This is a genomic window from Flagellimonas ulvae, from assembly GCF_049333175.1.
Classification (GTDB): domain Bacteria; phylum Bacteroidota; class Bacteroidia; order Flavobacteriales; family Flavobacteriaceae; genus Flagellimonas.
Window position 1 is genome coordinate 782885 of record NZ_CP186325.1, and the last position, 15092, is coordinate 797976.

The 15092-nt window shown below is 39.4% G+C and carries 13 protein-coding genes; 8 read left to right on the forward strand and 5 right to left on the reverse strand.

Translation table 11 applies throughout. The features are described from left to right. Positions 1-8 precede the first annotated feature (8 nt). A complete protein-coding gene (locus ACOKFD_RS03655) occupies positions 9-1337 on the reverse strand; it encodes a dicarboxylate/amino acid:cation symporter (RefSeq protein ID WP_422860017.1) in 1329 nt (442 codons plus the stop codon). A gap of 55 nt (positions 1338-1392) precedes the next feature. Then, complete coding sequence (gene aroC / locus ACOKFD_RS03660; RefSeq protein ID WP_422860999.1) at positions 1393-2457, reverse strand: chorismate synthase; 1065 nt, start codon at positions 2455-2457, stop codon at positions 1393-1395. A 188-nt stretch (positions 2458-2645) separates the two neighbouring features. On the opposite strand from aroC, the gene ACOKFD_RS03665 reads away from it, so the two are divergent. Beyond that, positions 2646-3545, forward strand: coding sequence for a UDP-2,3-diacylglucosamine diphosphatase (locus ACOKFD_RS03665; RefSeq protein WP_298998922.1), 900 nt, complete (start codon positions 2646-2648; stop codon positions 3543-3545). Here the strand turns inward: ACOKFD_RS03665 and ACOKFD_RS03670 are convergent. Then, positions 3540-6458 (reverse strand): FAD-binding and (Fe-S)-binding domain-containing protein, encoded by a 2919-nt coding sequence (locus ACOKFD_RS03670; protein WP_422860018.1) that lies wholly within the window; start codon positions 6456-6458, stop codon positions 3540-3542. The genes ACOKFD_RS03665 and ACOKFD_RS03670 overlap by 6 nt on opposite strands. An 87-nt stretch (positions 6459-6545) precedes the next feature. Between ACOKFD_RS03670 and ACOKFD_RS03675 the strand changes: the two genes are divergently transcribed. Both ACOKFD_RS03675 and ACOKFD_RS03680 read left to right on the forward strand, forming a co-directional pair. Beyond that, positions 6546-7040: a hypothetical protein gene (locus ACOKFD_RS03675; protein ID WP_422860019.1), complete on the forward strand. Its 495-nt coding sequence runs from the start codon at positions 6546-6548 to the stop codon at positions 7038-7040. A 69-nt stretch (positions 7041-7109) separates the two neighbouring features. Then, a complete protein-coding gene (locus tag ACOKFD_RS03680; RefSeq protein ID WP_422860020.1) occupies positions 7110-8219 on the forward strand; it encodes a DUF4369 domain-containing protein in 1110 nt (369 codons plus the stop codon). A gap of 57 nt (positions 8220-8276) precedes the next feature. Here the strand turns inward: ACOKFD_RS03680 and ACOKFD_RS03685 are convergent, their stop codons facing one another. After that, entirely contained in the window at positions 8277-8927 is a 651-nt protein-coding gene (locus ACOKFD_RS03685; protein WP_422860021.1) for a rhomboid family intramembrane serine protease, read from the reverse strand. 51 nt (positions 8928-8978) lie between these two features. On the opposite strand from ACOKFD_RS03685, the gene ACOKFD_RS03690 reads away from it, so the two are divergent. The 3 genes from ACOKFD_RS03690 (at position 8979) to ACOKFD_RS03700 (ending at position 11278) form a co-directional block, all read left to right on the forward strand. Beyond that, complete coding sequence (locus ACOKFD_RS03690) at positions 8979-9896, forward strand: lysophospholipid acyltransferase family protein (RefSeq protein ID WP_422860022.1); 918 nt, start codon at positions 8979-8981, stop codon at positions 9894-9896. Then, on the forward strand, positions 9877-10746 hold the full coding sequence (locus ACOKFD_RS03695; protein ID WP_422860023.1) for an alpha/beta fold hydrolase: 870 nt from the start codon (positions 9877-9879) through the stop codon (positions 10744-10746). The genes ACOKFD_RS03690 and ACOKFD_RS03695 overlap by 20 nt, the downstream gene beginning before the upstream one ends. A gap of 61 nt (positions 10747-10807) precedes the next feature. Continuing rightward, positions 10808-11278, forward strand: a complete 471-nt coding sequence (locus tag ACOKFD_RS03700) for a hypothetical protein (protein WP_422860024.1) — start codon at positions 10808-10810, stop codon at positions 11276-11278. A 68-nt stretch (positions 11279-11346) separates the two neighbouring features. Here ACOKFD_RS03700 and glmM read toward each other — a convergent pair whose 3' ends face one another. Next, a complete protein-coding gene (gene glmM, locus ACOKFD_RS03705; protein ID WP_422860025.1) occupies positions 11347-12735 on the reverse strand; it encodes a phosphoglucosamine mutase in 1389 nt (462 codons plus the stop codon). An 87-nt stretch (positions 12736-12822) separates the two neighbouring features. Here glmM and ACOKFD_RS03710 point away from each other — a divergent pair, with 87 nt between their 5' ends. Both ACOKFD_RS03710 and ggt read left to right on the forward strand, forming a co-directional pair. Further along, a complete protein-coding gene (locus tag ACOKFD_RS03710; protein ID WP_298998932.1) occupies positions 12823-13407 on the forward strand; it encodes an acyl carrier protein phosphodiesterase in 585 nt (194 codons plus the stop codon). Beyond that, on the forward strand, positions 13404-15089 hold the full coding sequence (gene ggt / locus ACOKFD_RS03715; protein WP_422860026.1) for a gamma-glutamyltransferase: 1686 nt from the start codon (positions 13404-13406) through the stop codon (positions 15087-15089). Before ACOKFD_RS03710 ends, ggt begins: the two co-directional genes overlap by 4 nt. Positions 15090-15092 lie beyond the last annotated feature (3 nt).

Consider the following 15092-nt stretch of genomic DNA (forward strand, 5'->3'; position numbering starts at 1 on the left):
TTTTCCTTTTACTTCACTTCTTCATAATGATCATCCCACTCCTTGATATTGGGTTCGCCAAGCTTATTTACAGATTTGGCAACTGTCATTGATACGGTAGCATCACCGGTTACATTAATAACAGTCCTGCACATATCCAAAGGCCTATCGACAGCAAAAATCAATGCTAATGCAACGGGATACAAATCTGCAGGAAAACCAATCGATTCCAATACTATTACAAGCATTACCATTCCAGCACCTGGGACCGCAGCGGAACCAATGGATGCCAATAAGGCGGTTAGGATAATCGCCAATTGATTTGAAAAAACCAATCCCTCCGGCCATAAAACCTGCATGATAAAAACAGCAGCAACACCTTGATACAGGCTAGTGCCATCCATATTAATAGTAGCGCCTACTGGAAGCACAAAACTGGAAACCTCTTTATCAACACCAATATGTTCCTCAACCCGTTCCATGGTAACTGGTAAGGTTGCCGCACTGGAACTTGTAGAAAAGGCCAGAAGTTGGGCAGGACTCATTTGCTTTAAAAACCAAAATGGGTTCTTTTTCGTGTAAAATGATACTATGATGGTGTAGAATACTATCATTAAAATCAACCCAAGGACCACTACCCCAGAATATTTTAATAATGCAAGGAGCAAATCGGGGTCACTTGAAGAAACCATCACGCTCGCCAAGAGTGCGAAAACGGCATAAGGCGCAATTAACATGATTAAATCGACCATTTTCAAAACCACGTCATTCAAAGAATCAAAAAAATCTTTCAACGGTTTAGCTTTTGATTCACCAATGAGCAACATCGAAATAGCAAAAATTATTGTAAATAGAATTACCTGTAACATTTTACCATTGTCACTAAACGCCTTGAAAGCGTTATCAGGAACCATATCTTCAATAAAACCTAATGGACCGCTCTCCTTTTGTTTTGAAGCTTCCTCCAATTTGGAAGTAACTCCAGAATCGTTGGCATACGTTTCCGAAAGCTTGGTAATGGTTTCTTCTGATATTCCATCTCCGGGTTTTAAAATATTTACCAAAATCAACCCTATTGAAATGGCAACTACAGTGGTTCCAATGTAAATCAGCATAGTACGAACTCCTATGTTCCTAAACTTGGAAATATCCTTCAAGTCAGAAATACCCTTAATCAGTGAGGCCAATATTAAGGGAATAGCAATGAGCTTGAGCAACTTGACAAAAATAGTCCCAAAAGGTTGAATCCAATCGGACACAAAGCCAGGGCCCCAAGCAAAGCCGGTCATAACAAAACCAAAGACAATTCCCAAAACCATCCCGATCAGGATTTGCCAATGAAGTTCTAGTTTACGCATAGGTGTAATTTTGGTTGGTAAGATAGTATTTTAGAATAGAAACCGCGAAGGGCACCTATATTTTGTTGTTTCGTGACAATAGGCAGAAGTCTGCCAATACCAAGGCGGACATGGCCTCCACAATGGGTACTGCTCTTGGCACCACACAAGGATCATGTCTTCCTTTTCCTTGCGTAGTTACTTTTTCACCATCTTTATTGATAGTCTCGTAAGCTTGTAATACAGTTGCCACTGGTTTGAAGGCAACGTTGAAGTAAATATCCATTCCGTTGCTGATTCCGCCTTGCACTCCCCCACTTCTGTTAGTAGCCGTGGTACCATCGGGATTATATGCGTCATTATGCTCACTACCCTTCATAAGTACACCAGAGAAACCACTGCCGTACTCAAATCCTTTAACTGCATTAATGGACAACATGGCACCACCCAGTCTTGCATGCAGTTTATCAAAAACCGGTTCACCCAAACCAACCGGTACATTTTGAATAACTCCAGTAATAATGCCACCGATGGTGTCCCCTTGTTTCTTTATCTGTTTTATATATTCCTCCATTTTCGCTGCTGTTTTTGGGTCAGGGCAACGTACGGGATTCGATTCAATCTTGGAAAAATCAAGCTCGTTGTAGGGAACCTCTAACTCAATTTCCCCTACTTGGGATACAAATGCATTGAATTTGACATCTGGCAAAAGCTGTTTTGCTATGGCCCCTGCTACAACTCGGCTGGCGGTCTCTCTAGCAGAGCTCCTTCCCCCGCCTCTATAATCTCGAAAACCATATTTTTTATCATATACATAATCTGCATGAGATGGACGGTAGGAATCTTTAATATGGGAATAGTCCTTGGACTTTTGATTGGTATTATGGATTGCAAAACCGATTGGCGTTCCAGTGGTTTTTCCTTCAAATGTTCCTGAGTAAATCTCCACAGTATCGGGTTCTTTTCGTTGGGTTACAATTGCGGATTGCCCAGGTTTTCTCCTGTTCAAATCCAACTGTATTTTTTCCAAATCCAATTCCAACCCCGCCGGACAACCATCAATGATTCCACCAAGGGCTCGCCCGTGCGACTCACCAAAGGTGGTCAGCTTAAATAATTCCCCAAAACTGTTTCCTGCCATGTTCTTGAAGTAAAATCCAAATTTAGGTTTTAGCATTCGTTAAAAAAAACAAGGGTGCCAGTTAATCTTTAAATAACATAACAAGATGTTTATTGATATTTTTTTAACCGTATGCTTAAAAATTATTGAAACGAAATTGATTTTCAGTTTATTCCTACGCACTTACTTTGCATTTAAATCTTAGACGATTGAAAAAAAGGAAGATAGAACTGGCTGTAATTTCCGATGTGCATTTGGGAACTTATGGCTGCCATGCGGATGAGCTCATTACTTACCTCAATAGCATTCAACCCAAAAAGTTGGTTCTGAATGGCGATATCATTGATATCTGGCAGTTTAAAAAACGGTTTTTTCCTGCGTCTCATCTTAAGGTGCTGAAAAAGGTGATTGGAATGGCCTCTAGGGGTACCGAAGTATATTACATCACAGGAAATCATGACGAAATGCTTCGCAAGTTTACTGACATTTCAATGGGCAACGTTCAGATTTCCAACAAATTGGTGCTCAATCTAGATGGAAAGAAGGCATGGATTTTCCATGGTGATGTTTTTGATGTCTCCATACAAAATGCAAAGTGGCTTGCTAAATTGGGTGGGTATGGATACGACATGCTTATTTTGATAAATAGTTTGATCAATTGGTGTCTTATAAAAATGGGGAGAGAAAAGTATTCCCTATCCAAACGGATAAAGAACAGTGTCAAAAGAGCTGTAAAATATATAAACGACTTTGAAAACGTTGCCGCAGAGCTCGCCATTGAAAATGATTACGATTATGTAATCTGTGGACACATCCATCAGCCAAAAAAGGAAAGAATTGAGAATAAAAATGGTAGTACACTATATCTCAACTCTGGAGATTGGGTGGAAAACTTGACCGCCTTGGAATATTCTTTTAAAAGATGGCGTGTTTATCACTACAACCATGATAAGTTATCTCCATTTTTTGTGGATGAAGATTTAAAAGAAATGGACATGAACGACCTTATTGCTTCTATAACGGATAAAGAAGTTGAAGCAGAAGATGTTCAACACTTTCGGGAAGTTGAAAGAGAAGAATCTACAAATTCGGACCACGAGACCTTATAAAGTGCTTTTTAATGCCGATTTCAAAATAGAAACCGGGTGTAAAGCCTGTTTTTTGGTTCCATCCATGATTTGATGTCGACAACTGGTGCCATTGGCAGAAATAATGGTATTTTCCGAGGCCTTTCTGACGCTAGGAAACAACTTTAGCTCTCCAACTTGCATGCTCGTTTGGTAATGTTCTTTTTCATACCCGAATGAACCCGCCATGCCGCAACAACCAGATGGGATAATGGATACTTTATAGTTTTTGGGCAAGTTCATAATGTCAAAAGTGACTTTCTGATTGGACAAAGCCTTTTGATGACAATGGTTATGAATTTTTACTTCACGCGTTTCTTCTGTAAAGAGTTCAGAAGAGAGGTTTCCTTCTTTTATCTCATTGGCGAGAAACTCTTCAATTAAAAAGGTGTTTTGGGTTAAGCTTTTCAAATATTTGCTTTGAGGACAAAGTCTTTTATATTCATCCCTAAATGATAGGATTGCTGAGGGTTCTAAACCAAGAATAGGAAGGTTTTCATCCAACATACTTTTCATTCTCTCCAAATTGGACTGTGCCAACGCTTTGGCTTGTTTCAAAAACCCTTTAGAAAGGTAGGTACGTCCACTTTCTGCATGAAAAAGGGTCACATCATGCCCTAATTGAATAAGTAGGTCGATAGCATCCTTACCAATTTCAACATCTAGATAATTGGTGAACTCATCTATGTAAAGTACTATCTTTTGCTTTGTAGGTTTTTGGCTGTTTTTCTGATTCTTCAGGTATTTTTCAAAATCAAAACGATATACTTTAGGAAGGTCTCGTTCTTGGGCCACACCAAAAGACTTCTTAAGAAGCCCTCCCATTATGGAAGATTTATAAACAGCATTGGTCAAAGAAGGTATTTTACTCCCCAGTCTGTTGAAAGTGGTATTGTAGGCAAACAACTTGCTTCGTAAAGAATACCCATTGGATTCCTGATATTGGTATTGAAACTCTGACTTTAAGGTTGCCACATCCACATTACTGGGACACTCGCTGGCACATGCCTTGCAGCTTAGGCATAAATCAAAGACTTCTTTGAGTTCATCGTGGTTAAACCGATTGGTTTTATCAGAATTTGTCAAAAACTCCCTCAGTGCATTTGCCCTTGCTCTGGTAGTATCCTTTTCATTTTTGGTGGCATGATAACTGGGGCACATTCCACCATTCATTGTATGGCTTTTTCTACAATCCCCACTTCCATTGCATTTTTCGGCTGCTTTTAATATCCCCTCGCTATCCGAGAAATCGAGAAGTGTGTTTACTTCAGGTTCTTTTCTATCCACTTCGTAACGAAGGGATTCATCCATAGGAAAAGCATCAACTATTTTTCCCGGATTAAAAATTGAATTGGGGTCAAATACTTTTTTTAGGCGTCTTAAAAGTTCATAGTTATCCTTTCCTATCATTAACGGAATAAACTCAGCTCGCACAATACCATCTCCATGTTCGCCACTAAAACTGCCTTTGTATTTCTTGGTCAAATGGGCCACATCTGTGGTAATGGAGCGAAAAAGAGATACGTCCTCAGACTTTTTCAAATTTAAGATGGGCCGCAAATGAAGTTCTCCCGCACCAGCATGTGCATAATACACCGCTTCTTGACCGTAACCATCCATAATTTTGGTAAACTCACCTATAAAATCCTTTAAATCATCAAGAGCTACAGCCGTATCTTCAATACAGGCAACCGCCTTTCGGTCACCTACCATATTTCCCAAAAGACCTAAGCCCGCTTTTCGAAGTTCTATGGCCTTATTGATTTCTGTATCTTTTAAAATAGGATTTGCATAACTTAATCCTGATTTTTTGATGGTTTTCAATAAGGCTTCCAGTTGCTGCTCTAATTCAGAATCTGTGTTTGTCTTCACCTCCAACATTAAAATAGCGGCAGGGTCTCCATCCACAAAAAAGCGATTCTCCAGCTGCGCACGATTGTTTTTTGTACAATCAAGAATCACCTTATCCATCATTTCGCAAGTATGCAGATTATGAGCCATTACCGGGGCTACGTCTGCCAAACAATCTTCTAAGGTTGCATAATGCGTACATACCATGGCGGCCTTGGAGGGTGGAATATCATCCAACTGGAGAGTGATTTCAGTGGTAAATGCCAGTGTACCCTCACTTCCCGAAAGGAGATGGGAAAGATTTAAGCCTTTATTTTCCCCGCCAAAAATGGTACTCTTCAATAATTCATCTATAGCATATCCGGTATTGCGCCTGTGAATCTCTGGCTTGGGGAATTCATTTTGAATATGTTTTTGGATTTTAGGGTTTGAAAGCTCGTTGAATAAAAAGTTATAGATTTTTCCTTCCAAAGTATCTTCATCTCTTTTCTTTTCAACAACTTCTTTTGATACATTCTTGAAAATGGTTTCGGTACCATCGGAAAGTAGGCATTTTAGCTCCAAAACCTTATCGCGTGTAACACCGTATTGTATAGAAGTGGTTCCGGAAGAATTGTTTCCGACCATCCCCCCAATCATACACCTGTTTGAGGTTGAAGTATTTGGGCCAAAAAAAAGACCAAAGGGTTTTAGATACTGATTTAACTCATCTCGAACAACGCCGGGTTGAACCCGAACTGTTTTATTTGCTTCATCCAGCGCTACAATTTGAGTAAAATGTTTACTTACATCTACCACAATACCATCGCCTACACATTGGCCAGCGAGCGATGTCCCTGCCGTTCTTGGAATAAGACCCACCTTATGGGCATTTGCAAAATCGATTAAATGCTTTATGTCACCCTTGGTTTGAGGGTAGGCCACTGCTAACGGTAACTTTCGATATACAGAGGCGTCTGTGGCATATAAAGAACGCTGTAACAAATCAAACTCCAGTTCCCCTTGAAGTTTATCAGCTAGTTTTTTTAAAAAAGATTTATCCAATCTGGAACAATTTTTGGTCCTGTTAGTGAGTTTTATTGCAGATAGCAATACAAAACTATCTTAATTTTTACACTAAACGAGAAACTTATGAAGATTACCACATTATTTACCGGACTTTTTTTATTCGTAACTCTGAGCATACAAGCGCAAAGCATTTCAGAACACACTTTGGGGTTGCGTTTGGGAGACAGCGACGGTTTTGGCGCTGAAATATCTTATCAAAAATCCATTGGAAGATACAATCGTGCCGAATTCAATCTGGGATGGCGAGATAGCAGAGAATTTGATGCCTTTAAACTAACCGGAGTTTATCAATGGGTTCATCAGTTGGATGGAAATTTTAACTGGTACTACGGTGTTGGTGGCGGATTGGGAAGTGTTGAATTTGAACCAGTACCGGAAGGCGATGACAATGATGGCCTTTTTGTTTTTGCGGCAGGTAATTTGGGTGTTGAATATGATTTTGATATTCCCCTTCTACTATCCTTGGATTTCAGGCCGGAAATTGGATTGCTGGGGTATGACGGATTTGACAACAGTTTTGACTTTGATATAGCTCTTGGAATTCGCTACCAATTTTAGCTAGGGCAAAATGTAAGGGTTTTTATATGAGACAACTTATGAATACCTTAGCACCTTAAAATCATTTCAATGAAAAAAATTGCTTCCATAGCGTTGATTTTGGCCTTTTTGGCAGCCTGTAGTTCAAAACCTGAAGGTTTTGTTATAAATGCCAAGGTCAGTGGGGAACTGGAAAACGGAACCAAGGTTTTCTTGAAGACCACGGATTCCTTGAACCAACTGCAAGATATCGATACCACAACGGTAGAAAACGGTATTTTTAGCTTCACTGGAAAACAAGACAGTCCTAAATTGTACTACATCTTTTTAGAATCAAATAGAGGTAATATTCCTTTGTTTTTAGAAAACGGAGATATAGACTTGAAATTTCAAAAGGATAGTTTAAACTATGCCCAATTGAAGGGAACTCCGCAGAACGAACTTTTTATGAAGTTTTTGGGTGAATCCAGAAAAATGGCAGAAAGGGCACGTTCCATGCAACGTGATATGAATCAAGCTGCGCAGGCACAGGATACAGCAACTGTGGCTTCTCTTAGGGAGGAGTATGTTGAGCTTCAGGATGATGTAAAAAGCTTTAATATTGATTTTGCTAAGGAAAATCCAGATGCTTTGATTTCGGCTTTAATCTTGGGGAATCTTCTTTTTAGTAAGGCTTTGCCCAATGAAGAAATCCAACAAATATATGATGCCCTTACTCCAGAGATAAAAGCTTCAGAACCTGGAGAAAGTCTGAAAGAGCAGTTGGATAAATTAAAAAATACTGATATTGGAAGTGTAGCACCCAATTTCTCCGCTCCTACTCCGGAAGGTGAATTATTGGCGTTGAGCGATGTTAAAGGAAAAGTGACTTTAGTTGATTTTTGGGCCGCTTGGTGCCGTCCTTGTCGGGCTGAAAATCCAAACATTGTATCCGTTTATAAAAAATATCATGATAAGGGTTTGAATATTGTTGGAGTCTCTTTGGATGCTAGAGCCGAAGACTGGAACAAAGCTATTGAAGCGGATGGTTTGGAGTGGAACCATATCTCCAATTTGAAGCGTTTTCAAGACCCCATAGCACAACTGTATAACATTAATGCAATACCTGCAGCGTTTCTGTTGGATGAAAATGGGGTAATTGTTGCAAAAGATTTGCGAGGCCCCGCCCTGGAACAGAAAGTAGCTGAACTTTTGAATTAAAATATAAAACAAATAGAACTCTACGAAACCCGGGTAATATTCTGGGTTTTTTATTTTTTAGATTTTACCCGTTTTTTCCAAAGCGAAAAGAATAACTATTGGAATTGCAAGTAAAATAACAATCAAAGTTTCAGTGACCAATAGCTCGGGTTTAAACAAAAGTGTAACTGCATACCCTGCAATGGCTCCACCAAAATGGGCGCTATGGCCTATATTTCCCAATCTACTTTTCATACCATAAATGGAATACAACAAATACGCAATTCCCAAAACGTATGCTGGCAAAGGAATAGGAATAAACATAATGCCCAACTGCATGTCTGGATTTAGTAGAATCGCAGCATATAACACACCTGTAACCGCCCCACTGGCCCCTACTGCACTATAAAAGGGTTCATCTTTATGAAAGAACAGTGCAAGAAGACTGCCCCCCAACAAGCTAGCAAAATAGACAATCAAAAACTTAAATGCCCCAAACCATCCAATAACGGTATTGGCAAAAAAGTACAGGGTGAACATATTAAAAAACAAATGGGATATGTCCACATGCAGAAATCCGGAAGTAACAGTTCTCTCACGTTGACCTGCTTTTACACCTCCGATGCTAAACTTATAGCGCTCAAAAAAAGTCGTATCATTGAACCCTCTAAGGGACACCAAAACATTGGCTGCAATAATGGCTATGGTGGCCATATGTAAATTGTACATAAAGTAAGGTTTGGGTTCAAATATAGCTATATTTGCCCATAAGAATCATTCATGCAATTTTTGGTTTTTATAATAGCTTACCCCCTACTATGGCTGGTTTCCAGACTTCCATTTAAACTTCTGTACGCGCTATCGGATGGCGTTTTCTTCCTATTGTACTACGTTATTGGTTATCGAAAAAAGGTAGTGCGCAGTAACATATTATTAGTATTTCCTGAAAAAGATATCAAAGAGCGGTTGGATATCGAGAAAAAATTTTACCAGCATATGTGCGATATGTTTTTGGAAATGATTAAAACTATGGGGATTTCTACCAAAGAAGCAGAAAGAAGATATCGTTTTACCAACATTGAGCTTTATCACCAATTGGAAAATGAAGGCAAGAATACAATGATCATGCTTCCTCATTATGCAAGTTGGGAATGGGTTTTTAGCCTTAATTCTCAAATCAAATCAAAAGGGTATGGCATTTATCAAAAAATTGGGAATAGGTATTTTGACAAATTGGTTAGAGATATACGAAGTAAATTTGGTACTACCCTTATCGTAACCAGTGAAAGTAGAAAAATTACAAAAAATGCCAAGGCCTCCGGGGAATTGTTTTCGCTTGGAATAATAAGTGACCAATCGCCAATGGCAAGTAGGGCAAGACATTGGAGCAAATTTATGGACATCATGGTACCTGTTCATATTGGAGGAGAAGAATTGGCTAAGCAATATGATCTTGCACCGCTTCATTTAAAGGTTAGAAAAGTAAAACGGGGGTTTTATGAGGCAACATTCATAAAAATATCTGACAAACCTAAAGATTTACCAAACTATAAAATCACAGAGATTTTCTTGTCAGAAACTGAAAAATCAATCATTGAGGCCCCTCAATATTATTTTTGGACCCACAAACGTTGGAAGCATAGGGATAAGGTGCCTGAAGCTTTTAAACCTGTAGATAATGTCCAAACCAACCCTTAAACGTTTCAAAAAACGATATTTAATACTCATGTTCACAGGTGGGTACCTATTGTTCGCCAACTCATGTATGACCATGCGTACCTCTACCAAAAAGACTCAAACTTTTTTTAAGAAAAAAAACATAGAATACATTTCCAAGGTCGTGGAAATTGAGGGTAAAAAAGTACACTATATCCAGACTGGAAAACTGGATGCTCCTACTCTAGCCTTTCTTCATGGGTCACCAGGAAGCTGGGATGCCTACAAGAACTATTTGGTAGATTCTACCCTCACATCTAGGTTTCGAATTATTGCTGCTGACCGTCCGGGTTTTGGCAAGAGCGACTTTAGACGGAGCGCATCCTTGACCGAACAATCAACCATATTGAATCAACTTTTTAAAAAAGTCGATAATGGAAGACCGATTACTTTGATTGGACATTCTTATGGAGGTCCTTTAATCGTAAAGATGGCTTTGGATTTTCCCAATTATAACAATTTAGTGATTTTGGCAGGAGCCTTAGACCCCAAGGCCGAAAAACCTGAAAAATGGCGTATTCCCTTAACTTGGATACCCTTAAAATATTTGGTTCCGGGTGCACTCAAACCTTCGAATGATGAGCTTTGGTTGCTCAAAAACGAACTCAAAGAGATGGAACCCCATCTAAATCGCCTCGAGTCCAAGACTCTAATTATTCATGGTAAGAAAGACAAGTTGGTACCATACAGCAATGTTTCCTTTATGGAGAAAAACTTCAAAAATGTGGATAGCTTAAAGGTGATTACCTTGGAAAATGAAAATCACTTTATAGTTTGGACCCAAGAAGAATTGGTTAAGAAATCTATTCTTGAATGGACTATGGAAAACTAGTTTTTTCAACCTTAAAGTAAGGTATTACGTTTTTCATACGACGAAGGAGAAAAAAATTGCTATGAAAAGAAAATTTTTGCTGGCCAGTCTTATATTTTTTGGAATACTGCAACATATGAACGCTCAGGAGTTCAATCGTATTCCATACGATTCTTCTCTAAAGACGTTATCCAATGGTTGGTACAAATTTAAAATTGAAGGAGCTTCTTTTGATGTGGAACTGGCAGGAGGCAGATATGTAAAAGGTAATATCAAATGGTTTGATGGTTCTGAATATTCAGGAAGTCTTGCCGGGCAGAACATCCAAGGAAAAGGAACATATAAATGGCCTGATGGAAGTAGATACGAAGGTGCTTTCAAAAAACATCAAAGGCATGGAAAAGGTTCTTTCATAAAAGCTGACGGCACAAAATGGAGTGGAAAATGGAAGGCCAATGCAAAAAATGGAAAAGGAACAATTTTTAACTCCGAAGGAACTGTGATTCAGGAAGGTGTCTGGGAATCGGATGAACTTGTAGCTGATAAACGATAAATAACACCATTCTTTATATAGTAAGTTAGCCCGGTATTCTCCGGGCTTTCTTTTTTAGGACACATGGATTAAATACCTGCTATTTCCTTGATTTCTTCTATAATCCGGTCTGCTAGGTCATCCGCAGCTTCTTGACTTTTTGCCTCGGTATAAATTCGGATTATTGGCTCTGTATTGGATTTTCTAAGATGCACCCAGTTTTCAGCAAAGTCAATCTTGACTCCATCAATGGTCGATACTTTTTCATTTTGATACTTCTCATGCATAGCTACGAGCAAAGCATCTACGTCCAATTCGGGTGTCAATTGAATCTTTTTCTTGCTCATAAAATAACTTGGGTAGCTAGCGCGTAGTTCGGCAACAGTTCCTCCCTTTTCTGCCATTAACATCAAAAACAAAGCGGTACCTACCAGAGCGTCCCGTCCATAATGGCTTGCCGGATAAATAATGCCGCCATTTCCTTCTCCACCAATTATTGCCGTATTGGCTTTCATTTTGGTGACCACATTCACTTCGCCTACAGCTGCTGCTTCGTAGGTTCCTCCATGCTTTTCCGTCACATCCCGCAATGCTCTTGAGGAGGAAAGATTAGAAACTGTATTGCCCTTTGTTTTGCCCAGCACATAATCGGCACAGGCGACCAAAGTATATTCCTCACCAAACATTTCCCCATCATTGCTTATAAAGGCCAAACGGTCTACATCCGGATCTACCACAATTCCAAAATCAGCTTGCTCTTTAACCACCAATTCACAAATATCTTGAAGATGTTCTTTAAGCGGCTCAGGATTATGCGGGAAATGCCCTGTAGGTTCACAATATAGTTTTATGTTCTCCACGCCAAGTGCGTCCAAGAGCTTAGGAATGGCAATACCTCCTGTTGAGTTTACTCCATCAACCACCACTTTAAAACCTGCTTTTTTGATGACATCAGCATCTACTAAATCTAACTTTAGAACTTCATCTATGTGAATATCAATGTAGGAATCATTTGTTGTGATAGTCCCCAAAACATCTACCTCAGAAAAATCAAAGGCCTCATCTTCGGCAATTTCCAAAATCTTTTTACCCTGATCTCCATCCAAAAATTCTCCTTTTTCATTTAATAGCTTAAGAGCATTCCATTGTTTTGGATTATGACTTGCCGTTAGTATTATACCACCATCGGCTTTTTCAAGAGGTACGGCAATTTCAACAGTGGGCGTTGTGGACAGTCCTAAATCAACTACGTCAATCCCTAAGCCTATTATGGTGGATACCACAAGATTTTGAATCATTTCCCCAGAAAGACGTGCATCCCTACCTATGACAACTGTTAAATCCTTTTTATTGGAATACTCTTTTAACCAGGTCCCGTATGCAGCGGCAAACTTTACCGCATCTATGGGTGTTAGGTTATCTCCAGTACTGCCCCCAATGGTTCCTCTAATTCCTGAAATGGATTTAATCAATGTCATATTGTGAAAAATTTTAGCAAATATAATCGCCTATATTCTTTCCAAGGTTTCTTATTTGTAAATTTCAACAGAAAACAGAATTACTGCGTGAACTTTTTGGCCCATATATATCTCTCCTTTGATGACCCGGAAATAACCTTAGGAAATTTTTTTGCCGACCATATTAAAGGAAACAAGTTCAAACACTTTCCTGAAAAAATCCAAAAAGGTATTTTACTGCATAGAGAAATAGACACTTTTACAGATTCCCATCCCATTCCAAAACAAAGCAGTAAACGTCTCCATAAAAACTATAGCCATTACAGCAGGGTGATTGTGGATATTTTTTATGACCATTTCCTAGCAAAAAACTGGACTACCTACTCCTCTACTCCTCTGGAGGAATATGTATCGAACTTTTATGATTTGCTTAAAGAAAATTTTGAGGTTCTTCCCCTAGCCACACAACGCATGATGCCCTACATGGTAGCTGATAATTGGTTGTTTAATTATGCAAATCTGGATGGAATTTCCAATGTATTGAACGGTATGAACCGTAGAACACAGAATCGTTCCAAGATGAATTTCGCAATTATGGACCTTAAAGAAAACTATAAAGCCTTCGAAAAGGAATTCACAGATTTTTTTGAAGAATTAATTACCTTTTCCCGACTAAAACTAAATGACCTATGAAAAAAACCGTACTTCTCCTATTCATCCTTTGCTTATGTTACCAATGCAAAAAACCATCAGCTTCCCCCACCGGACTAATCACTAAACAAGCGATGGTGGTATCCGCACGTGAGGAAGCTTCACGAATTGGTTCTGATATTATGCAAAAAGGAGGTAACGCTTTTGATGCAATGGTGGCCACTGAGATGGCGTTGGCGGTAGCCTATCCTTTTGCAGGTAACCTTGGTGGAGGAGGTTTCATGGTCTATAGAAAAGACAATGGTGAAGTTGGAGGATTGGATTATAGGGAAAAAGCTCCCTTATCCGCACATAAGGACATGTATCTTGATTCCCTGGGCAATGTTATACCCAATATGAGCACTATGGGAGCGACAGCGGTGGGTGTTCCAGGTACCGTAGCCGGCGTTATGCAAGTTCATGAAAAATTTGGGGCTCTTCCTCTAAAAGAAATTCTTCAACCAGTTATAGCGTTGGCAAAAAGAGGGGTTATAGTTACCGAAAAGCAAGCCAAACGACTGGATAGTTATAAGGAACGTTTTATCGAAGTAAATGGAGATAGCACAAAATTTGCATCAGGTTTTAAAATGGGAGATACCATAAAGTATCCTGAACTGGCCAATACCTTGGAAAGTATTGTGGAAAAGGGAAAAGATGGGTTTTACAAAGGAGAAGTTGCACAAAAACTAGCCACATTCATTCAAGAAAGAGGTGGTTTCGTTACTGAAGAAGATTTAGCCAAATACGAAGCCAAATGGAGACAACCCATCGTATTCAATTATAAGGATTTGAAGGTGATTTCCATGAGCCCCCCAAGTAGCGGTGGTGTAACCATTAATCAGATTCTTAAGATGATGGAACCTTATAATGTGTCTTCATATGGGCACAATTCCTTAAAAACAGTTCAGCTTTTTACGGAAGCGTCTAGGAGGGCCTATGCCGACCGAAATTATTTTTTGGGAGACCCAGATTTTGTAGATATTCCGCTTGATGTGCTTTTAAGCGATTCCTACCTAACAAAAAGAATGGCCGATTTTTCATTTGACAAGGCCACCTTATCCTCGGCGGTATCCCATGGTATGGTGGATATTGTTGAAAGTAGAGAGACCACGCATTACTCCATTGTGGATGCCGACGGAAATGCCATCTCGGCCACCACAACGCTAAACGGTGGCTATGGTTCAAAGTTATACTGTACTGAGCTCGGTATTTTTTTGAACAACGAAATGGATGATTTCAGTTCTAAGCCTGGTGTGCCCAATATGTTTGGTTTGATTGGAGCTGAAGCTAACAGTATTGCCGCAGAGAAACGTATGTTGAGCAGTATGACCCCTACCATTGTAGAAAAGGATGGAGAGTTATATATGGTGGTTGGAACCCCTGGAGGCTCCACGATTATTACAGCAGTGGTCCAGACGATATTGAACGTTTATGAATTCAATTTGAGCATGCAGGATGCCGTAAATGCACCTCGTTTTCACCACCAATGGCTACCCGATATGGTAACTTTTGAAGAAGAGGGATTTTCGGTGGATTTAAAATCACAATTAGAGTCCAAAGGGTATAAGATTTTAGAAGGAAGAACCCCAATCATTGGTAAGGTAGATGCCATTCGGGTGCTTTCAGATGGAAGATTGGAAGGTGGTGCAGATAAACGGGGAGATGATACTGCCATTGGATTTTAGACT